This window comes from Mesorhizobium mediterraneum, from assembly GCF_002284565.1.
GTDB classification, from domain to species: Bacteria; Pseudomonadota; Alphaproteobacteria; order Rhizobiales; family Rhizobiaceae; genus Mesorhizobium; species Mesorhizobium mediterraneum.
Genome location: NZ_NPKI01000032.1, coordinates 53,165 through 72,880, shown reverse-complemented (window position 1 = coordinate 72,880; position 19,716 = coordinate 53,165). Strand labels below are relative to the sequence as shown.

At 63.2% G+C, this 19,716-nt stretch carries 18 protein-coding genes; 10 read left to right on the top strand and 8 right to left on the bottom strand.

What is annotated here, in order from left to right; all coding sequences use genetic code 11:
- Positions 1 to 27: 27 nt before the first annotated feature.
- Positions 28 to 948 (bottom strand): diacylglycerol/lipid kinase family protein, encoded by a 921-nt coding sequence (locus CIT25_RS24040; RefSeq protein WP_095487146.1) that lies wholly within the window; start codon positions 946 to 948, stop codon positions 28 to 30.
- A gap of 290 nt (positions 949 to 1,238) precedes the next feature.
- Between CIT25_RS24040 and CIT25_RS24035 the strand changes: the two genes are divergently transcribed.
- Entirely contained in the window at positions 1,239 to 2,639 is a 1,401-nt protein-coding gene (locus CIT25_RS24035) for a PRC-barrel domain-containing protein (RefSeq protein WP_095487144.1), read from the top strand.
- A gap of 49 nt (positions 2,640 to 2,688) precedes the next feature.
- On the opposite strand, the gene CIT25_RS24030 is transcribed toward CIT25_RS24035, so the two are convergent.
- Positions 2,689 to 4,266 carry an alkaline phosphatase family protein gene (locus tag CIT25_RS24030; RefSeq protein WP_095487142.1) on the bottom strand — a complete coding sequence of 526 codons (1,578 nt, stop codon included), beginning with the start codon at positions 4,264 to 4,266 and terminating at the stop codon, positions 2,689 to 2,691.
- Between the two features lie 224 nt (positions 4,267 to 4,490).
- Between CIT25_RS24030 and CIT25_RS24025 the strand changes: the two genes are divergently transcribed.
- From CIT25_RS24025 to CIT25_RS24010, 4 genes are all read left to right on the top strand, one after another.
- A complete protein-coding gene (locus CIT25_RS24025) occupies positions 4,491 to 5,423 on the top strand; it encodes a VOC family protein (RefSeq protein ID WP_095487140.1) in 933 nt (310 codons plus the stop codon).
- Positions 5,424 to 5,433: 10 nt separating this feature from the next.
- The gene (locus CIT25_RS24020; protein WP_095487138.1) at positions 5,434 to 6,057 is read left to right on the top strand and encodes an alpha/beta hydrolase; all 624 of its coding nucleotides are present in this window, start codon (positions 5,434 to 5,436) and stop codon (positions 6,055 to 6,057) included.
- Positions 6,058 to 6,060: 3 nt separating this feature from the next.
- Positions 6,061 to 6,360, top strand: a complete 300-nt coding sequence (locus tag CIT25_RS24015) for a GNAT family N-acetyltransferase (protein WP_095487136.1) — start codon at positions 6,061 to 6,063, stop codon at positions 6,358 to 6,360.
- A gap of 172 nt (positions 6,361 to 6,532) precedes the next feature.
- Positions 6,533 to 7,591: a dipeptidase gene (locus tag CIT25_RS24010; protein ID WP_095487134.1), complete on the top strand. Its 1,059-nt coding sequence runs from the start codon at positions 6,533 to 6,535 to the stop codon at positions 7,589 to 7,591.
- Between the two features lie 11 nt (positions 7,592 to 7,602).
- On the opposite strand, the gene CIT25_RS24005 is transcribed toward CIT25_RS24010, so the two are convergent.
- The 4 genes from CIT25_RS24005 to CIT25_RS23985 form a co-directional block, all read right to left on the bottom strand.
- Positions 7,603 to 7,863: a hypothetical protein gene (locus CIT25_RS24005; RefSeq protein WP_095487132.1), complete on the bottom strand. Its 261-nt coding sequence runs from the start codon at positions 7,861 to 7,863 to the stop codon at positions 7,603 to 7,605.
- A gap of 2 nt (positions 7,864 to 7,865) precedes the next feature.
- Complete coding sequence (locus CIT25_RS24000) at positions 7,866 to 9,101, bottom strand: aminomethyl transferase family protein (RefSeq protein WP_095487130.1); 1,236 nt, start codon at positions 9,099 to 9,101, stop codon at positions 7,866 to 7,868.
- A gap of 211 nt (positions 9,102 to 9,312) precedes the next feature.
- The gene (locus CIT25_RS23990; protein WP_095487128.1) at positions 9,313 to 10,878 is read right to left on the bottom strand and encodes a phytoene desaturase family protein; all 1,566 of its coding nucleotides are present in this window, start codon (positions 10,876 to 10,878) and stop codon (positions 9,313 to 9,315) included.
- Complete coding sequence (locus CIT25_RS23985) at positions 10,865 to 12,484, bottom strand: phytoene desaturase family protein (RefSeq protein WP_095487126.1); 1,620 nt, start codon at positions 12,482 to 12,484, stop codon at positions 10,865 to 10,867. The genes CIT25_RS23990 and CIT25_RS23985 overlap by 14 nt, the downstream gene beginning before the upstream one ends.
- 184 nt (positions 12,485 to 12,668) lie before the next feature.
- Here CIT25_RS23985 and CIT25_RS23980 point away from each other — a divergent pair, with 184 nt between their 5' ends.
- The 5 genes from CIT25_RS23980 to CIT25_RS23960 all read left to right on the top strand — a co-directional run bounded on the left by CIT25_RS23980 (position 12,669) and on the right by CIT25_RS23960 (position 17,791).
- A complete protein-coding gene (locus CIT25_RS23980; protein ID WP_095487124.1) occupies positions 12,669 to 13,463 on the top strand; it encodes a class I SAM-dependent methyltransferase in 795 nt (264 codons plus the stop codon).
- A 6-nt stretch (positions 13,464 to 13,469) separates the two neighbouring features.
- Positions 13,470 to 14,186, top strand: coding sequence for a transcriptional regulator BetI (betI, locus tag CIT25_RS23975; RefSeq protein ID WP_095487122.1), 717 nt, complete (start codon positions 13,470 to 13,472; stop codon positions 14,184 to 14,186).
- A 27-nt stretch (positions 14,187 to 14,213) separates the two neighbouring features.
- Positions 14,214 to 15,296, top strand: a complete 1,083-nt coding sequence (locus tag CIT25_RS23970) for an ABC transporter substrate-binding protein (RefSeq protein ID WP_095487120.1) — start codon at positions 14,214 to 14,216, stop codon at positions 15,294 to 15,296.
- Between the two features lie 114 nt (positions 15,297 to 15,410).
- Entirely contained in the window at positions 15,411 to 16,484 is a 1,074-nt protein-coding gene (locus CIT25_RS23965; RefSeq protein WP_095487118.1) for an extracellular solute-binding protein, read from the top strand.
- Positions 16,481 to 17,791, top strand: a complete 1,311-nt coding sequence (locus CIT25_RS23960) for a flavin monoamine oxidase family protein (protein WP_095487116.1) — start codon at positions 16,481 to 16,483, stop codon at positions 17,789 to 17,791. Before CIT25_RS23965 ends, CIT25_RS23960 begins: the two co-directional genes overlap by 4 nt.
- Here the strand turns inward: CIT25_RS23960 and CIT25_RS23955 are convergent.
- Together CIT25_RS23955 and CIT25_RS23950 are read right to left on the bottom strand one after the other, a co-directional pair.
- A complete protein-coding gene (locus tag CIT25_RS23955; protein ID WP_095487114.1) occupies positions 17,755 to 18,828 on the bottom strand; it encodes an ABC transporter ATP-binding protein in 1,074 nt (357 codons plus the stop codon). The two genes, CIT25_RS23960 and CIT25_RS23955, sit on opposite strands and share 37 nt — an antisense overlap.
- Positions 18,829 to 18,868: 40 nt before the next feature.
- Positions 18,869 to 19,693, bottom strand: a complete 825-nt coding sequence (locus CIT25_RS23950) for an ABC transporter permease (protein ID WP_095487113.1) — start codon at positions 19,691 to 19,693, stop codon at positions 18,869 to 18,871.
- Positions 19,694 to 19,716: the final 23 nt, after the last annotated feature.

Sequence of the window (19,716 nt, the reverse complement as noted above, 5' to 3'; positions counted from 1 at the left end):
CCTTCCGATCGACTGTGCCGGCCTGCATCACGCGGCCTTCGCTTGGACAGCGCGCGCCGGGACGAGAACGTTCAGCGCGCCAGGACGGATTTCGATCGTCGTTTCGCGGTCAAGCCTGACCAGTTCGCCATCCATGACGGCTCGGAATTTCTTGGTTGCCGAGTGGACTTTCAAAACGGCCCGGTCGGCCTGGTGGATTTCGACGTGCTCGCTGTCGCGCCATTTGCCGCGCGCCATGTCGAAGAGGACCCTGATCAGTTCGCCACGCCGCCGCGCCACCGTGACATAGATGCCGAGCACGCCGCCGGCGGGATTGTCGGCATAGGGTAGATGACCCTCACCGAACAGATTGTTGGTGATGCCGATGCCGGTGGTGCGCGTCACGATCTCGGCTTCGCCGATAGTCAGCGTCACCTTCATTGCCGACGGATTGTTGATCGCCGCCCAGGCAGCCTTCGCCGAGGCCCGCATCTTTCCCAACCGCGAGCCGAACTCCATGGTCTGGCGAAGTTGAACCATCCTGGCATGCATGCCGATCGAGAACTGGTGCACGAATGGCTGGCCATTGGCGGTTGCCATATCGACTGCGATCACCTCGCCGTCGGCAAAGGATTTCACTGCCGCGTCAAGGGTCTGTGGGATGCCGAGCCCGCGCGCGAACAGGTTCATCGTGCCAGCCGGCAAAATGGCAAGTGCCTTCTTCTTGCCCATCAACCGAGCCGCCGCGGCCGAAATCGTGCCGTCGCCGCCACCGGCCAGAACAATGTCGATGCTGTGCTTCGAAGCGATGCGGTCCAGCGCTCTAACGATGTCATTGCCGGCAACGATGTCGATATCGATGGAGTGACCTGCTGCCTCCAATGTCTGGCGCATCCGGTCGGTGAACGCGGAAAGATCAATCGTGCGCAAGGTGCCGCCCTCCTGGTTCAGCACCGCCGCAAATCGCATCCCCCCGCTCCGTTTTTTCTTGTCAGCCATTGGGTAATCATCGACCAGGACAGACCCAGCCACAGGCTGAAACGGGGCGGCTGAAAAAAAGTTCCGCAGCTCTAACGAAAATACAGGCGCGAATCTCACCGGCCGACTGCCTGATTGGCGCGGTTCGGAGGGTTTTTTCACGACGCTCGCCATGGTTTCGGAACAACGGCGCGGTCACGACGTTGTGAATATGTAACGCCGCGACCAATCTCCCACCGGCGGCCCGTGGCGTGAACGAAATAACGCACGAGGAGATTACAATGATCCGCACCCTTTTAACCACCACCGCACTCGCAGCGTTGATTGCGACCGGCGCATACGCGCAGACGGCCACAACCCCGGCGCCGACGCAGGATCCAGCAGTCCAGGATACCGCTCCGGCTGCTCCCATTCCGCGCGCCGAGGGCAGCCTGGTAACCAATATCATCGGTGAATCTGTCTACAATGGCACAGCCGACGATGCCGAGAACATCGGCAATGTCAGTGATGTCGTCTTCGATGAAAACGGTCAGGCGAAGTCCGTCGTCATCGGCGTCGGCGGCTTTCTTGGCGTCGGCGCCAAGAATGTCACTTTCGACTACAGCAAGCTGCAATGGGCCGAACGGAATGGCGACCGCTGGCTGATTGCCCAAACCACAAAGGATGAATTGACGGCTCAGCCGGACTTCGATCGCAAGCCCTATGATCCGGCTCCTGTGGCCAGCGATACCACGGCTACGGCTCCTCCAGCCCCTTCTGGCACGACCGATACCACCGCACAGAACGCTCCGGCGGCTCCGGCTGAACCGGCTCCGGCCGAGCCCGTGAAGCGCGCCGATGGGAACCTTGCCACCAACATCATCGGTGAAACCGTCTACAACGGCACCGGCGACGACGCTCAAAACATCGGCGACGTGAACGACATCGTCCTGGCCAAGGATGGCAAGGCCGAGTCGCTGATCATTGGCGTCGGCGGCTTCCTTGAGGTTGGCGAAAAGAACGTGGCCTATCAGTTCGACAAGGCCAAGTGGGCGGAGAGGGACGGCGATCGCTGGCTGGTGGCCGAGACCACGAAGGAAGGTCTGGAGGCGTTGCCGGAGTTCGACCGCAGGCCCTATGATCCCGCCCCGGCGACTACCGCATCCACTGACGCGGCGGCGCCGGTGGCTACCACCCCTACCGTCACTCCGGCTCCAGCCCCGGCGGATAAGACCGCGGAAGCCCCGGCGGCAACGCCTGACACCGCCGCTCCGGCTCCAATGGACAAGACAGCCGAGGCTCCGGCTGCAGCAACGCCTGACGCCTCAGCCCCCGACCAGACGCAGACCGCGGCGATCGACAAGTCGGCGCTGACCGAAATGCCGGTCGACAAAATCCGGTCCGAGGATCTGGTTGGAACCACCGTCTATGGCGCCAATGATGTCAATGTCGGTGAGATTGGTGACGTCGTGCTGACGGGCGACAAGAAGGTCGACGCCGTCATCATCGACGTCGGCGGTTTCCTTGGCGTTGGCGAGAAGGAGGTGGCGATCGGCATGGACAACCTCAAATTCATGACCGACAAGGATGGCAAGCGCTATCTCTACACGAACTTCACCAAGGAGCAGCTCGAGGCGCAGGCCCCCTATGACAAGGCTACATATGCGCAAAACCGCGACACACAGCGCATGATCATGCGGTAGTTCGCTCCAACGATGAAAAAGGCCCGTGCCGGCAACGGCGCGGGCCTTTTCATGACTGGAAAGGTGGCAGGCCTGCGACGTGGCCGGCAACGCCATCCTCGGTCAGTTCGGCAAGCGCCAGCGACTGGTCGAGATGTTCGGCCCGCCAGGCAAGCAGCCTTTCGGCAAGCTCCAGCCGGACTGGCAAATAGGCCGGGTCGCCAGCGACATTGGTTAGCTCGTCTCGATCCTTCTCCAGGTCGAACAGCAGTGGCGGCAGGCCGCCGCCGAAATGTACATATTTGAATTTTTCCGTGCGGATGACGGCCAGATTGCACTGGCGCGGACCGATGCCGAAGTGGCGCTCGGCATCACCGTCGGCTACCGAGCGGAAATCGAACTCCCAATGCGCGGCCTCGCGCCAGTTGTCCGGCTCCCCGGCATCCAGGAACGGCTTCAGCGATTGTCCGTCGAGATGCGGCGGCGTTTCCTCGCCAAGCAGATCGAGCAATGTCGGCGCTATGTCCACCGCCTCACTGAAGCGGTCGACGCTGGCGCCGGCCGCATTGCGGCGACGCGGGTCGCGGATGATCAGCGGAATATGAAAACTGCCGTCGAAGAAGCCGCCCTTGCCCAGCATGTAATGGTCGCCCATCATCTCGGCGTGGTCCGAGGTCAGCACGATGATGGTGTCATCCCATGCACCCGCCGCCTTGACCGCCTGCCAGATGCGGCCAAGCTGCGCGTCGACCTCCGAGATCATGCCGTAATAGAGTGAGCGGATGCGGCGAAAATCGTCGTCGCCCCAATCGCGCACCTTGCCTTCGGCGCCGGGGCGGAATTTTGCCCGCTGCTGCTGGTCAAGATCATAGGCAAGGTAGGGGTGGCTCTCCGCCTCGGCCTGCCAGCTCGCGGCGCGGCGGAAGGCTGTGCCGTCGGCCGGATCATACATCATATTGTAAGGCTCCGGCACGATGAAGGGCGGATGCGGGCTGAGGAAGGAAAGATGCGCAAACCACGGTGTGTCGCGCTCCTGTTCGCCAAGCCAGCGGACGAATTCGCCGGTCAGGAAAGCGGCTGGGGTCTCGTCCTTCGAATAGACGGGCGGCGCGCTGGTCACCGCGCTTTCGATCCTGCCTCCAATCTCGCTCGCTGGCCGATGGATGTCGGGAAAGCCGGCGCCGCTATCGATGCCGCGCGCCTTGAGCCAGGACAGCCACGGTTTCTGATGCTCCGGCAGGAGTTGGCGCACGGTGAAGCCGGGCAGCACGCCTTCGTAGCTTTTCAGCCGCGGGTCGCCTGGCGCCAGAGCGCGCGGGTCGGGCGACACGTCGGTATAGCCGAACAGCGTCGGATCATAGCCGAGGCTGCGCGCCCAGAGCGCGATGTTGCCGTGGCGTGCGTCGAGCGGAGTGCCGTTGCGGCAGACGCGGTTGTTCATCTGGTAGAGGCCGGTGTAGAGGCAAGCGCGCGCCGGCGAGCAGGGCGCCGCGCCGCCATAGTGTTCTCTGAACAGTACACCCTCGGCAGCGAGTGCGTCGACGTTTGGGGTCCGCACCACCGGATGACTGACAGCCGACAGACAATCGCCGTGCCACTGGTCGCAGGTGATCAGGAGAATGTTCTGGCGTCTGCCTTTTTCGGCCAATCGCTGTATCCTTCCCAATCATGTATCCGTGCCGCTCATGGAGCCGAATTTTGGCGATGACGCAAGCCTGACGGGTTTTCTGAATAGTGAACAGAAATCGCCATATTGTTCACTTTTCCAGCACAGTCTATTCTGCGTTTGCGGCCTTTGCCGCCGGCTGGCGGGTCCTCATATTGGCGTGGACCGCGGCATGGGCCGCACAGGACAAGGGAAGGAGCAGGAAAATGCTCGACCAGATCAAGGGCCTGCATCATGTCACCTCGATGGCCAGGGATGCACGCCAGAACAATGAATTCTTCACAAAAAAGCTTGGCCTGCGCCGGGTCAAGAAAACCGTCAATTTCGACGCGCCGGATGTCTACCACCTCTACTATGCCGACGAGGTCGGCACGCCCGGCTCGGTGATGACCTATTTCCCCTTCCCCAACATCGGCAAGGGCCGCCACGGCGTCGGCGAGGTCGGCACCACGGTCTATTCGGTGCCCGAAGGCACGCTCGCCTATTGGGAAAAGCGTTTTGCCGATGAGGGCGTCATGGGGCTGTCGCGCGAAGAAACATTCGGCGAGAAGCGGCTTGCCTTCGCCGGTCCCGATGGCGACGGGTTTGCGCTGGTCGAGAACAAGGCCGACCATCGTGCGCCATGGGCGAAAGCTGGCATTCCCTCCGACGAGGCGATCCGCGGGTTTCACTCGGTGTCGCTCAGACTCAAGGATGGCGGCGCCACAGAAGAGCTGCTGAAATTCATGGGCTATGAGGAAGTCGACACATCCGGCAACGTAAAACGGCTGGCAGTGAAGAACGGCAATGGCGCCAATTTCGTCGATATCGAAGCGCTGCCGGGCGCTGCTTTTGCTGATCTCGGCGCGGGATCCGTCCACCACGTCGCCTTCGCCGTCGAAAACCGCGCCAAGCAACTCGAAGTGCGCAAGGCGCTGATGGACACCGGCTATCAGGTGACGCCGGTGATCGACCGCGATTATTTCTGGGCGATCTATTTCCGCACGCCTGGCGGCGTGCTGTTTGAGGTCTCGACCAACGAGCCGGGCTTCGACCGCGACGAGGATACGGCCCATCTCGGTGAGGCGCTGAAGCTGCCGACGCAGCACCAGCATCTGAGGCCCTATCTCGAACAGCATTTGCAGAAGCTCGAAGACTGAGGACAGGGCCATGAGCAAGGACGCTTACATCCACAAGGTGCTGCCCGGTTCACCGGGCAGCGCGCTGCTTTTCGTCTTCCACGGCACCGGGGCCGACGAGAGCCAGCTTCTGTCGCTCGGGCGCGATCTCGGGCCGCAGGCGACCATCATCTCGCCGCGCGGCGATGTTTCGGAACACGGTGCGGCACGCTTCTTTCGCCGCACCGGCGAGGGCGTCTACGACATGGGCGACCTGGCGCGTGCGACCGACAAGATGGTGGGTTTCATCAGGGCACATGTCGAGGCGGCAAAACCCTCGTCGGTGCTTGGCCTCGGCTATTCCAACGGCGCCAACATCCTGGCCTCGGTGGTGTTCGCGGCGCCGACGCTTTTCGATGCGGCGGTGCTGATGCATCCGCTGATCCCGTTCGAGCCGCAGGTGCACGGCAGCCTTGCCGGCCGCCGCATCCTGGTCACCGCCGGCAGGCGCGATCCGATCTGCCCGCCCAACCTGACGTCGCGGCTGGAGGCGTATTTGCGCGCCGATGGCGCCGATGTCACAGTGGAGTGGCATGACGGCGGCCATGAGGTGCAGTCGAACGAGATCGAGGCGGCGCGGCGATTTCTGTCCGCTACGCCGGTAGAAGGAGCGTAAGCAATGCTTGACCAATTGCCGGAGATCGAACTGGAGGACCGCGGCTCCAAGGGCCGTTATCTCTTGCGCGGGCCTGATGGCGCCGAGGCGGAGATGACCTTTACCAAGGTCGGCGAGCACCAGATCATCATCGACCACACCGAGGTGCCGGATGCATTTCGCGGCCAGGGTGCCGGGCTTCGCCTCGTCACCCGCGCCGTCGAGGACGCGCGCGCGGCGGGCAAGAAGATCATCCCGCTTTGCCCGTTCGCCAACGCCCAGTTCCATCGTCACAAGGAATGGGCCGACGTGCTGAAACAGTAGGTTCGGCTCAATTCGGCCACCTGAGCGCGCGGGATGACGGTGGAAGAGCGGGTGGCCACAAGGCGATAACGTCTCTGGCATTTGCGCAGTTCGCACATCTTGCCTAATTAGGCGTATCGCCTGCAGACTGGCTGCGTGCTGAGGCACACCCCCTTAACCGAATGGCTCCCTGATGACCGAATCCGATCTCGTCCCCGTCTTCGACGGCCACAACGATACGCTGCTCCGGCTCTATCAGTCGAAAGACACCGATGTCGAAAAGCTGTTCATCGAAGGGACGCAGGGCGGCCACATCGACCTGCCCCGCGCGAAGAAGGGCGGCTTTGCCGGCGGCATGTTCGCGATCTTCCCGCCGCCGGCTGAGAAATCCAGGCGCAGCGCGGTGCCGCCGGCACCCAGCGACAACGAGCCGTTGCCGCCAGAACTCTCCCGTGCCGAAGCGCTCGATTCCACCATCGCCATGGCCTCGATCCTGTACAGGCTGGAACGGGCGTCGGCGCTCACCGTTTGCCGCAGCGCCGGCGACGTGCGAAACGCGATGGCGCAAGGATCGATCGCTGCGGTGTTCCATATCGAAGGCGTCGAGGCGATCGACCCCGAACTGACGATGCTCGACGTGCTGTATGCCGCCGGCTTGCGCTCGCTCGGCATCGTCTGGAGCCGCCCGAACGCCTTCGGCCACGGCGTGCCGTTCCGCTTTCCGTCGACACCCGACACCGGACCTGGCCTGACCGATGCTGGCAAGGCGCTGGTCAAGGCCTGCAACCAGCTCGGCATCATGGTTGACCTTTCGCATCTCAACGAAAAGGGGTTTCGCGACGTCGCCGAGATCAGCGACGCACCGCTGGTCGCGACCCATTCCAATGTCCATGCGATCTGCGGCCATTCCCGCAACCTCACTGACTGGCAGCTCGGCGCGATCCGCGACTCGGGCGGCATGGTCGGGCTGAATTTCGCCACCGGATTCTTGCGCGAAGACGGCAGGATGAATGCCGACACCAGTCTCGACATCATGGCGCGCCATGTCGATTCGCTGCTGCAGGCGCTGGGCGAAGACGGCGTCGGCCTCGGGTCCGATTTCGACGGCGCCATGATCCCGGCTGTGATCGGCGATGTCACCGGCCTGCCGAAGCTCATCGATGCGCTCGCCGCGCGCGGCTTCGGTCGCGCGCTGATCGAGAAGATCGCCTATCGCAACTGGATCAGCATGCTGGAAAAGACGATTGGTTAAGTGCGTGAGGGCTACTCGAAACTCATGCGCTTCAGCCAATCCTGGCCGACGCCGCGGTCGCGGATGATCGGCAGCGGATCCGTCGAATCCAGCCGCGCGCAGATGCGGTAGACTTCGAGCGTCTCGGCGCTCATCTCGCCGCGCTTGTAGAAGAACATGGCCGCGGCATAGCGCGTGCGCCCCGACCATTTTTCGCCGAGCGGCGTGTTGACCAGCTCCCACTGCTCGCTGGCTTCTGCATCGACGTCGTGCTTGTTTGCCTCATCCGTCATGGTCAGAAATCTGCCGGCGGATTGGCGGTGCGCCGGTCGAGCTTGATGAAGGGTCGCTGCACCACCTTGGCCCGCTTCATCAACTTCTGGTATTGCAACTCGCGCATGGCGTAGATTTCGACCCAGAGGTCGTCGACGACCGTGTCGCCAAACGGCCGCGCAAGAGAGGCGATGGCGATGTTGCGCTTGGCCATCGGTGACCACATGGCGGCACTGACCAGCCCGACCTCCTGGCTTTTCCTATAGTAGACGATGGCGTGTTCGGCGGGAATGTTGCCCTCGATCTCAAGCCCGACCAGCACATGGCGAAGACGCCTCTTCGCCCGCGCGCCTTGAATGGCGCGGCGGCCATTGAAATGACCCTTTTGCAGGTCGACCATGAAGCCGAGACCGATCTCATCCGGCATGCGCAAGCGGTCGGCGCGAATGGCATGCTGGGACGTCGTGAAATCCGCATTGGCAACGATCAGCCCAGCTTCGAGCCGGGCGCGATTGAGCGCGGTGTAGCCGATGGCGCGGATGCCGCGTAATTCGCCGGCCAGTATCAGCCGGTCCCAGAGGCTGAGCGCCTTGTCGGCCGGCACGAACAGTTCGTAGCCGAGATCGCCGGTGAAACCGGTTCGCGAGATGGTGATGGTGCCGTGGTCATGCGGGAACTCGGCTAGATCAAAAACCCTCAGCCTTTCGACGCCGGCGAAACCGGCATCGCGCAGCACGGCAAAGGAGGTTGGGCCTTGCAGCGCCAGACCGGCGACGGCCTCTGTTTCTTCCTCGACCGTCACGTCGAAGCCTGTGGCGCTATCCAGCAGCCAGGGCAGATGCCGTTCCTGCGAGCACAGCCGGAACCGTGTTGGCGACAGGCGGAACAGCGTGCCGTCGTCGAGGACGAAACCGTCGTCGTCGCACCAGGCGGTGTAGTGGACGCGGCCCGACTTCAGCTTGGTCACGTCGCGCAACGTGACGCGATTGAGGAAGGCCTCGGCGTCCGGCCCGGCGATGCGGTATTTCGTCATCGGCGAGATGTCGAACAGGGCCGCTTGGCTGCGGATGGCGAAATATTCGAGCTCCTCGTCCCACAGCGAATGTGGGGCACGGTAGCCGGCCCAATTGTACCAGTCATTGGTCCTGGCCAGCGCGTCGATGCGCGGCTGGAACGGCGTGCCGAGCCGCAAGGTACGGAAATGGGATTGTGCTGCGGCGCGGGCTGCTGAGGCGTCGAGGGTAGGTAGCTGATTCATGACTGCATTCCTTCGCGCCCCCCTCTGTCCTGCCGGACATCTCCCCCACGAGGGGGGAGATCGGCAGCTTGGGCGCCTCCTCTTGTTCCTCGGGCGTTGGTGATTGGCGAAAGTCGGGATGGCGGCCAATCTCCCGCCAAGTGGGGGAGATGTCCGGCAGGACAGAGGGGGGCGCCGTAGAGCACGGCCTTGGCCGATTGAGTATTCATGCCTACCCCTTCATCCCAATAATGCGCCGCGCGGCATTCAAGCCGGGCGCGCCGGAAACGCCGCCGCCCGGATGCGAGCCGGCGCCGGCGAGGAACAGCCCGTCGATCGGCGTGTCGTAGCCCGACCAGCCGGAGACGGGGCGCGACATCAGCATCTGGTCGGCCTGCAGTTCACCGTGATGCCAGTGACCGCCCGGCATCCGGTAGCGCGCCTCGATGTCGGCCGGTGTCAGCAGCTCTGCATGAAGCACAGTCTTGCTGATTCCCGGCGCAGAGGTCTCCAATTGAGCCATGATCGCCTTGAGGAATTTCGGCTTGCCAACGCTCCAGCCTTCTTTCAGCGCATAGGGCGCATACTGCACGACCGCAGACAGCACACAGGCGCCGTCCGGCGCCAGCGACGAGTCGGCAAGGCTGGGCAGCGTGATCTCCATCACCGGCTCCGGCGAGAACTCGCCGTACTTCGATGGATTGAAGGCGCGCTCGACATGATCGGGCGAGGGCGCGATCACCAGACGGCCCTTGTGGCCGGCGGCATCGACGCCGGTGAATTGCGGCGGCCGGTCGAGCGCCAGATGCAGCTTCGCCGCATCGCCCTTCATGCGGATATTTTTCATCTTGCGCACGAAGCCTGTGTCTAACTCGCGCGGCCCGACAAGATCGAAAAAAGCGGTCGCCGGATTGATGGCGGAGACGATCGTCTTGGCGCGGAGCATCTCGCCGCTGGCCAGCACAACGCCGACGGCGCAGCCTTTCTCGACGATTATCCTTGCCACCGGAGTCGCCGTGCGGATGGTCACCTCTGCCTTTTCCGCTGCAGCGCGGATGGCTGAAATGACAGCACCCATGCCGCCCTTTGGCAGAACCTGCGCGCCGGCTGTGCCGCCTGCCTCGCCTGCCAGCCGAAAGTAGAGACCGAGCAGCGAGGTCGGCGAGCGCGGGCCGAGATGGCTGCCGAGCGTGGCATCGAAGGCGAGCAGCCCCTTCAGCCTGATATCGGCAAGCTGCTCATCGAGCAGGTCGGCAACGTTCATCAGCAGCACGCGCAGGAAATCGCGCATATCCTCCTTACCAAGCTTCTTCAATGCCAGCGCGGTCTGACCGAGCGATGCCGTCTCAAGCAGCGACATGCTGCCGAGGTCGGGCGGCCGGCGTGCAAGGAACGGCTTCAGGATGCCGGCGTAGCGCAGCAGTTGCGCACGCAGCTCCTTCCAGGCGGTCTGCTCGGAGGAACTGGCGCCGGTCAGCACCTCGCCATAGGCGCCGTGCAGGACAAGCGACGGGCCGTCTTTCGACAGCGCCACGGACGGCACGAAGTCGTCGCGCGCGAATTGCAGGCCGTGCTTCTCCAATTCCAGCGTCTTCACCACTTCGGGGTGAAGACGGTTCAGCAGGTGAGCGATTGAGGAGACGCGAAAACCCGGCGCGAACTCCTCGGTGCGCGCCGCGCCGCCGACGTCTCGGGCGGCTTCCAACACCAGCACCTTGCGGCCGGCTTTCGCCAGCGTGGCGGCAGCGACGAGGCCGTTGTGGCCGCCGCCGATGACAACAACATCAAATAACGTCATGGGCCGGGCTCATATGCTTAGTCGGCTTGGCAAGGTCGCGCAGGATTTCGGCCGCTGCATTGCGACCGGGCGCGCCCATGACGCCGCCGCCGGGATGGGTCGAGGACCCGCACATATAGAGCCCCGTGACCGGCGAGCGGTATTGCGCGTAGCCCGGCACCGGGCGGTTGAACAGCAGCTGGTCGAAGGTCAGTTCGCCCTGGAAGATATTGCCTTCGGTGAGGCCGACCTCGGCCTCGATCTCACGCGGCGTGCGCACCTCCATATGGACGATGCGGTCGCGGAAGCCCGGCGAATACTCGGCGATCTGCGAAATCACGCTTTCGGCAAAACCATCGCGGTCGGCGTCGGTCCAGTCGCGGCCGTTCACCTTCGGTGGCGCGTACTGCACGAAGCAGCTCATGAAGTGCTTGCCAGGCGGCGCCATGGTCGGGTCGAGCGTCGTCGGGATCACCATGTCGAGGAAAGGGTCGGCCGACCAGCGTCCGGCCTTCCAGTCGTCATAGGCGCGCTCCATGCGCTCCATCGAATCGGTGAAATGCATATCGCCGCGATAGACCGGCGAATCCTTCGGCAGCGCCGGGAATTCGGGCAGCGAATCCAGCGCGATGTTGACCTTGCCCGACGAGCCGCGGATCTTGAAATTCCTGACTCGGCGCAGGAAGACGTCGGGCAGTTCCTTTTCCTCGACCAGCTTGAGGAAAGTGCGTTTCACATCGGCGTTGGAGACGACGAGCTTGCCATAAATCTCCTCGCCGTCGGCCAGCATGACGCCTTTGGCCCTGCCGCGCTGGATCAGCACATGATCGACCTCGGCGCCGGTGCGGATGGTGCCGCCGGAGGCCTGGAAGCTCGCGGCAAGCGCCTTGGTGACGGCGCCCATGCCGCCGCGCGCATAGCCCCAGGCGCCGACGGAGCCGTCGACCTCGCCCATATAGTGATGCAGCAGCACATAGGCGGTGCCCGGCGACATCGGGCCGAGCGCAGTGCCGATGATGCCGGACAGCGCGAAATTCGCCTTGATGACATCGGTCTCGAAATATTCGTCGAGGAAGTCCGAGATCGACATGGTCCAGAAGCGCAGCGTCAGCGCCATTTCCTCAGGCGTGAGCCCGGCGAACTTTCTGCCCAGATACAGAAGTTCGCCGAGGTCGCGTGGCCAGAAACTGGTCGGGTCGGGTGCAGTGCGCATCAGCAATGGCTGGATGAAGCGGCACTGCCGCGTCACGTCACGGGAATAGCGGTCATAGGCTTCCGCGTCGCGCCTGGAGAAGCGGGCGAATTCGCGCCGGTGGGCATCGTGGTCCCGGTAGTTGGCGAGGTAGTCGCCGTCGCGGGTGAACACCGCGCCGCCCTCGTAGGAAATCACCTGCAGGCCGAAGCGCGGCAGTTCGAGGTCGCGCATGATCTCGGGGCGAAACAGCGAGCAGACATAGGAGCAGTTGGAATAGAGGAAGCCGGGCGTCAATTCCCTGCTGGTGGCGGCGCCGCCGACCCAGCCGTTCTTCTCCACGACCAGCACATCGAGCCCGGCGCGCTGCAGATAGCAGGCATTGACCAGACCGTTGTGGCCGCCACCGATGACGATCGCATCCCAGGATTTCATCTTGGCTCAGCCTTCATTTCTGCCCGACCGCTTCGTGTGATCGATCCCGAATACGCGAAATCTGGCATGGCCGTCGCCGCATTGTCCAGCCATTTTGAATGAATGTTCAACAAATGATGTTGCGTTTTCGCGTTAATCCGCTAGGCTTTGCCAACATTCGATATGGGCTTTGGACTGAGGTCTGATGATCGAAACGGTAGATGCCGAGCCGGAGTATGACGACACTGCCATCCGCTTCCTCGAGGCGCTGTGGGGCGACGGCTATCTGTCGCCTGGCGGGCCGGATGAGGTCGACCGGGTTGTCGAGGGCCTCGCGCTCGAGGGCAAGACGATCCTCGACATAGGTTGCGGCTCGGGCGGCATCACGCTGCATCTGCTCGAGCGCCATGGCGCTGCCCACGTTACAGGCTTCGATGTCGAGCCGCCGGTGATCGAGATGGCCAGGCAAAGGGCGGCCGCACGCGGGCTTTCCGGTCGCGCCAATTTCGTCCAGACGCCGCCCGGGGCGTTGCCCTTCGCCGACAGTTCCTTCGACGTCGTCTTCTCGAAGGATGCGCTGCTGCATGTGTCTGACAAGGAAACCTTGTTTGCCGAAATCTTTCGCGTGCTGAAGCCGGGCGGTGTCTTCGCGGCATCGAACTGGATGATCTCGCAGGACGGCGAGCCATCGCCTGAGATGAAGGCCTATGTCGCCGCGGAAGGCCTGTCCTTCGCCATGGCATCGCCGGCCCGCTATGCCGCGGCGATGCGCCGGGCAGGCTTTGCAGACGTCACGGTGCGTGACCGCAATCCCTGGTATCGCGACGTCGCGCGGAAGGAATTGAAACGCCTCAAGGGCCCGCTCTACCCGGCGGTTGCGGCTGCGGTCGGTGCGGCCTATGTCGACAAGAACATACGAACCTGGGAAGCCATGCAGAAGGTTCTTGACAGCGGCGAGCACCGTCCCACTCATCTTCGCGGTCGAAAGCCGGTTGGATAGCCGGCGATGCTGGAGACCATCACGCCCATGAAGACAGCCGAGGCCAGGGAGGCCCTCCTCGAATCAGCGCGCAAACACGAGCCCGAAAAGCGCGGTCGCAAGGCGTCGAAGGAGGTCAGGCAGCTGCAGCTGATCGAGGCGACAATCGATTCGCTGGCCAAGCGCGGCTATTCGGAGACGACGATGGCCGATGTCGCCGATGGCGCCGGCCTGTCGCGCGGGATCGTCAACTTCCACTTCGAGAGCAAGGAGAAGCTGCTCGTCGCCACGTTAGCATACATGGCCGACGAATATGCCGCGCACTGGCGCGCTGCCCTCACCAAGGCTGGCGACGATCCTGCCCGCCAGTTGCAGGCTCTGGTTGCCGCCGATTTCGACCGCTCGATCTGCAACAAGCGCAAGTTGGCCGCCTGGTGCGCCTTCTGGGGCGAGGCAAAGTCGCGCCCGACTTATCAAGCGCTGTGCGGCGCGCGCGACGCGGCCTATCAGAAAGTCTTCATCGATCTTTGCGCGACGCTCAAGCAAAGCGGCGGCTATGCCTTCGAGCCGCAAGTCATGGCGCTGGCGCTCAGTGCCATGCTGGAGGGTCTGTGGCTGCGGCTGATGATGGGCACCGAGGACGTCACCCGCGAAACCGCGCTGCAGGCGGCGAACGAGTTCCTGTCGTCTGCATTTCCAAAGCATTATCCGTGGCCAACAGCCGGCAGCGACAAGGCGGCATGAAACAATCAAAAAGAGGATGGAACAGCAATGAAGACCATGACCCGACGGCTGACACTGACATTGGCACTAGCCGGAACCTTGGCGGCCTCAGTCGCAGGGCTTGCGATCGCTGCCGACAAGGACCTGGTCGTGTTCGACTGGTCCGGCTACGAGGATCCCGGTTTCCACCAGAAATATGTCGACAAGAACGGCGACTCGCCGACCTTCACCTTCTTCGGCGACGAGGACGAGGCGTTCGAAAAAGCCCGCTCCGGCTTCAAGGCCGATCTCGGCCATCCCTGCTCGCAGAGCGTGGTGAAATGGCGCGACGCGGGCCTGCTGCAGCCGCTCGACACCTCGAAGATATCGGCCTGGAAAGACCTCAATCCCGGTATCATGGCGATGAAGGATCTCGCTACCAGCGCCGACGGCAAGGCCTGGTTCATGCCTTGGGACTGGGGCAACTCGCAGCTGACCTATAATTCCGACAAGGTCGATGAGAAGGACGTCCAGTCGCTGAAGGCCTTGGCCAATCCCAAGTTCAAGGGCAGGGTTTCCATCGGCGACAATGTCGACGACGCCTATGCGCTGGCCTCGCTGGCGATCGGGCTCAAGGACTGGACAAAGATGACCGACGACCAGTTCAAGCAGGCGTCGGACTTCCTGCGCCAGGTGCACAAGAATGTTCGCTCCTACTGGACCGATTCCACCGATATCGTCCAGCTGTTGAGCGGCGGCGAGGTCGACCTTGCCTGGGCGTGGAACGACGCGACGGTGCAGTCGGTCGCCGCCGGCGTGCCGATCAAGGCCAAGAAGGATACCGAAGAGGGGATTTCGACCTGGGTCTGCGGCTATGTGCTGTTCAAGGATGCGCCGGGGAATACCGACAAGGCCTATGATTATCTCAATGCCGTCAACGATCCGGAAGTCGCCAACATCCTGGTCAAGGACTGGGGCTATGGCCAGGCCAACGCCAAGGGCATGGCCGCTGTCGATCAGGCCGTGCTGAAGGAAAAGGGCTACGACGACGTGCAGAAATTCATCGACAAGACGCTGTTCCAGGCGCCGGTTCCATCGGATCTCAAGCTCAAGATGATCGCCGAGTTCGAGAAGATCAAAGCCGGCTATTGAGCTTGTTTCACCTATCTCGCCTGCCCACCAAACCGGCGGGCAGGCGGGCTCGCCAAGGTCACTGAAATTCCGTAACGTCGCTGCGCCACTTCCAACGATGAGGAGTTTCGCGCCATGGGTTCCATGCTTCGCCGCCTTGCCGTTGCTGCCGCATGCACGATCGGCCCAGCTGCCCTCGCCGTTGCGGCGGACGGGGGCGACCTCGTCGTGTTCGACTGGTCGGGCTACGAGGATCCGCTGCTCCATCCGGCCTACGTCGTCAAATACGGCACTGAACCGACCTTCGCTTTCTTTGGTGACGAGGACGAGGCCTTCCAGAAGATGCGGGCCGGCTTCAGGGCCGACATTGCGCACCCCTGCTCGCAAAGCGTGGTGAAGTGGCGCGAGGCCGGCATGCTGCAGCCGCTCGACACCAGCCGCATCGCCGGCTGGAAAGACCTCAATCCCGGCATCATGGCGATGAAGGATCTCACTACTGCCGCCGACGGCAAGGCCTGGTTCATGCCTTTCGACTGGGGCAACACATCGCTGCTCTATCGCACCGACAACGTGACGGCGGAACAAGCGCAGTCGCTGCGGATCTTCTCTGATCCGAAATTCAAAGGGCGCGTCACCATAGGCGACAATGTCGACGACGCCTATGCACTGGCAAGCCTCGTCATCGGGTTGAAGGACTGGACCAAGATGACCGATGCGCAGTTCAAGGAGGCGTCCGATTTCCTGCGCCAGGTGCACAAGAACATCCGCTTCTACTGGACCGACGATACCGACATCAATCAGGCCTTCTCCGGCAACGAGGTCGATCTGGCCTGGGGCTGGAACGAGACGTTTGTGACGCTCAAGGGCCAGGGCGTGCCGATCGCCATGAACCGCAACACCAAGGAGGGCCTGTCGACCTGGGTGTGCGGTTATGTGCTGATGAAGGACGCGCCGGGCAATCTCGACCACGCCTATGATTTCCTGAACGCCGTCAATGCGCCTGATGTGTCAGGCTACATGGTCACGACATTCGGCTATGGTCATGGCAACGGCGCCGGCATGGAAGCGATCGAGCCCAAGCTGCTGGCCGAGCGGGGCTTCGACAATCTCGACAAATTCCTCGACAAGACCTTGTTCCAGCAGCCGGTGGCGCCGGAGCTCAAGCAGCGGATGATCGAGGAGTTCGAGAAGATCAAGGCCGGCTATTGAAGAGCGGGATCGAACGAACCGATGTCGTCATCGTCGGCGCCGGCTTCACCGGCCTGTCGGCGGCGCTGGAACTAAAGAAGGCCGGCGTCGATTTCCTGCTGCTCGAAGCGCGCGACCGTGTCGGCGGGCGGGTCGAGTCAATGGAGATCGGCCTCGGCGAGCGCGTTGACAGCGGTGGCCAATTCCTGTGCGAGGACATGCCGGAACTGATGGCGCTGGTCGAGGCCCGCGGCAAGACGCTGGTTGAGACCTATGTAAAGGGGGAATTCATCACGCAACCGCGGATGAGCGCTCAGCAAGCCGACCGAGCTTACCTGGGTTCGATGGCGATTCGCGACCGGATGAATGCGATCGCGCCGGACGAGCCTGATATTGCCGGATTGACCGTCGCGGTATGGCTCGACCGTCAGCCTGATCCCGACCAGGCCAAGGCGGCCTTCCGTTCGATGATCGAGGGCTTGTGGTGCCAGGCGCTCGAAAAGCTGCCGCTGTGGCACCTGATCGACAATGACCGTCGCATCACCAACGAGGTTTCGGAGCTGCAATATTTCGTGCGTGAAACCATGCAGTCGCTGGCGGACGATCTGGCCGGCGACCTCGGCGATCGCGTGCGGCTGAACACGCCGGTCGAAACCATCGAGCACGGGCCGGAAGGGGTTCGTCTCGTCTCGGCGATGGGTGTGGTCGAAGCGCGGTCGGCCCTGGTCGCGGTGCCGCCGATGACGGCCTCGAAGCTGGACTTTGCACCGCCGCTGCCGGCTGGCCTGAGAAGGGCGCTCGGTGTCTGGCAAAGCGGCGCGGTGATCAAAGTGCTGGTGCGCTATCCCAGCGCCTTCTGGCGTGCAAGAGGTCTGAGCGGCGTGGTGATGTGGCGCGACCTGCCAGGGCTGTTTGCCTGCGACGTGAGCAAGGACAACGACCATGCCGCGCTGGTCGTCTTCGTCGGCGGGCCGCTGGCCCTGCGCTGGCGTGAGCTCGGCGACACGGCATTGCGCGCCGAGGTGACGACGAGGCTGAAGGATGCGCTCGGCACGGAGGCCGCCGACATGCTCGATTTCAGCTATCGCGACTGGACGCATGATCGCTGGAGCGGCGGCGGCTACAGCGATCTTATCGTCGATGCGACGGCGACCGATGCCGAACGCATCATCCTTGCCGGCGCGCAGCCACTGCATTTCGCCGCGTCCGAACTGTCGCCGTCATTCCCGGGCTACATTGAGGGCGCTGTTATGGCTGGGCGCATCGCTGCACGAAAGATCATCTCGGGCCTTCAGTCTGCCATCGCCACCAGCGCCTCGGGATCGTAGGCGAGGCGGATCGAGGTGCCGACCGGTATGTCGTCGGCGCCGAAATCGTTGGTTTCGGTCACCGAAAGCGGCTTTTCCAATCCCGGGATCTCGACGATCAGATGGGTGATCTCGCCGAAGTAATGGCGCTCCACCACCTTGCCGGCCACCTCGAACTTCGCCGTGGCGTTGTCCCACAACACGCGCAGACGCTCCGGCCGGATGCCGAGCGTCGCAGCGCCGCCATTGCGGACGAAAGCCCTAGGCTTGTCGGTTTTGACGCGGCCGAAGCCCAGCGTGTCGAGGACCAGCGAAGCGCCGTTCTCCTCGACGATCTCGGCCTTGACGAAATTCATGCCGCCGAGGAAGTCGGCGACCTGACGGTTGACCGGCCGCTGGTAGATCTCCTTGGGCGAAGCGACCTGCGCGATCCTGCCGCCGAACATCACGGCGATGCGGTCCGACATCGCCAGCGCCTCATACTGGTCGTGCGTGACCAGGACGAAGGTGATGCCGACCGCCTGCTGCAGGCGGCGCAGCTCGACCTGCATCTGCTCACGCAGCTTCTTGTCCAGTGCCGACAGCGGCTCGTCGAGCAGCAGCACCTTGGGCCGCATGACCAGCGCCCGGGCTAATGCGACGCGCTGGCGCTGGCCGCCGGAAAGCTCGGTGGCGAGGCGTTTGCCGAGGCCGGTCAGCGACACCTGGGCCAGCGCCTCTTCGACGCGGCGCTTTTCTTCCGACCGTTCGAGCCTCAACCGCTTCAGCCCATAGGCCACGTTCTGCTCGACATTGAGATGCGGGAAGATCGCATAGCTCTGGAAAACCATGTTGGTTGGCCGGCGATTGGCCGGGATGCCCTCCATCGACTGGCCGTCGACCGAGATCAAGCCGCTGGTCGGATTGTCGAAGCCGGCGATCATGCGCAACAACGTGGTCTTGCCGCAGCCTGACGGGCCGAGCAGCGAGAAGAATTCGCCCTCCTTGATGGTCAGCGAGGCGTCGTCCAGCGCCTTGAACGACCCATAGTTGCGGGTGACGTTGCGAATCTCGATCATTGGTCGTTCGGTTTGGTGGGATCGTTCGGCTTGAGGCGGCTTAGGCATGGAGGCCTCCCTCGTTCTGAGTGCGCCTTGCCGCGCGGCGACGCAGGATTTCAGCGATGGTCATCAGCAGGAACGAGGCAGCCAGCAAGAGCGTGCCCAGGGCCAGCACGCCGGGCAGCTTCGAGGCGAAGCGCAACTGGCCCCAGATATAGATCGGCAGCGTCGCCTCGGTGCCGGTCAGGAAGAAGGCGATGATGAACTCATCGAGCGAGATGGTGAAGCAGACGAGCAGGCTGGAAATGATGGCCGGCGCCACCATCGGCAGCGTCACCCGTCTAAAGGTGCCGAAGGCGCTCTCGCCGAGATCGGCGGAGGCTTCCTCCAGGCTGCGGTCGAAACCCTCGAAGCCGGCGGTCAGCACGGTCATCGAATAGGGAATGCAGATCAGGACGTGGCCGAGCACGATGGTGAACAGCGACAGGCTCAAACCCAGTTGCAGTATCACCAGGAGCATGGATATGGCGACGATGATTTCGGGCAGCACCAGCGGCGCCATGATCAGGCCGTTGATGGCGCGGCGGCCGGGGTAGCGATAACGGGTGATCGAGCGGGCGGCGAGAATGCCAAGCACGGTGGAGAGGATGGAAGCCGATACGCCGACGACCAGGCTGTTCCAGGCAGCGTCAAGCAGCGCCGGCGTGCGTGGCAGGTCCTCATACCATTTGAGCGTGAAGCCGGAGAGCGGGAATTTCGGCGTCGCGGCGCTGTTGACCGAAAAGATCGGCAGGAAGATGACCGGCAGGTAGAGGAAAACGACATAGAGGAACGCATAGGTCGACAGCCAGCCGCTGGCCAGGAAGCGCCGCATCGCCGTCATCGCGCCAGCCTCATCGTGCCAGC

Excerpts from the sequence above, each read along its gene's own strand:
- CIT25_RS23985 (WP_095487126.1), bottom strand. The coding sequence starts at position 12,484 with ATGAAATCCTGGGATGCGATCGTCATCGGTGGCGGCCACAACGGTCTG.
- betI (WP_095487122.1), top strand. The coding sequence starts at position 13,470 with ATGCTGGAGACCATCACGCCCATGAAGACAGCCGAGGCCAGGGAGGCC.
- CIT25_RS24035 (WP_095487144.1), top strand. The coding sequence starts at position 1,239 with ATGATCCGCACCCTTTTAACCACCACCGCACTCGCAGCGTTGATTGCG.
- CIT25_RS23950 (WP_095487113.1), bottom strand. The coding sequence starts at position 19,693 with ATGACGGCGATGCGGCGCTTCCTGGCCAGCGGCTGGCTGTCGACCTAT.
- CIT25_RS24000 (WP_095487130.1), bottom strand. The coding sequence starts at position 9,101 with ATGAATCAGCTACCTACCCTCGACGCCTCAGCAGCCCGCGCCGCAGCA.
- CIT25_RS24020 (WP_095487138.1), top strand. The coding sequence starts at position 5,434 with ATGAGCAAGGACGCTTACATCCACAAGGTGCTGCCCGGTTCACCGGGC.
- CIT25_RS23990 (WP_095487128.1), bottom strand. The coding sequence starts at position 10,878 with ATGACGTTATTTGATGTTGTTGTCATCGGCGGCGGCCACAACGGCCTC.
- CIT25_RS23965 (WP_095487118.1), top strand. The coding sequence starts at position 15,411 with ATGGGTTCCATGCTTCGCCGCCTTGCCGTTGCTGCCGCATGCACGATC.
- CIT25_RS24040 (WP_095487146.1), bottom strand. The coding sequence starts at position 948 with ATGCGATTTGCGGCGGTGCTGAACCAGGAGGGCGGCACCTTGCGCACG.
- CIT25_RS24005 (WP_095487132.1), bottom strand. The coding sequence starts at position 7,863 with ATGACGGATGAGGCAAACAAGCACGACGTCGATGCAGAAGCCAGCGAG.
- CIT25_RS23970 (WP_095487120.1), top strand. The coding sequence starts at position 14,214 with ATGAAGACCATGACCCGACGGCTGACACTGACATTGGCACTAGCCGGA.
- CIT25_RS24010 (WP_095487134.1), top strand. The coding sequence starts at position 6,533 with ATGACCGAATCCGATCTCGTCCCCGTCTTCGACGGCCACAACGATACG.
- CIT25_RS24015 (WP_095487136.1), top strand. The coding sequence starts at position 6,061 with ATGCTTGACCAATTGCCGGAGATCGAACTGGAGGACCGCGGCTCCAAG.
- CIT25_RS24025 (WP_095487140.1), top strand. The coding sequence starts at position 4,491 with ATGCTCGACCAGATCAAGGGCCTGCATCATGTCACCTCGATGGCCAGG.
- CIT25_RS23955 (WP_095487114.1), bottom strand. The coding sequence starts at position 18,828 with ATGATCGAGATTCGCAACGTCACCCGCAACTATGGGTCGTTCAAGGCG.
- CIT25_RS23980 (WP_095487124.1), top strand. The coding sequence starts at position 12,669 with ATGATCGAAACGGTAGATGCCGAGCCGGAGTATGACGACACTGCCATC.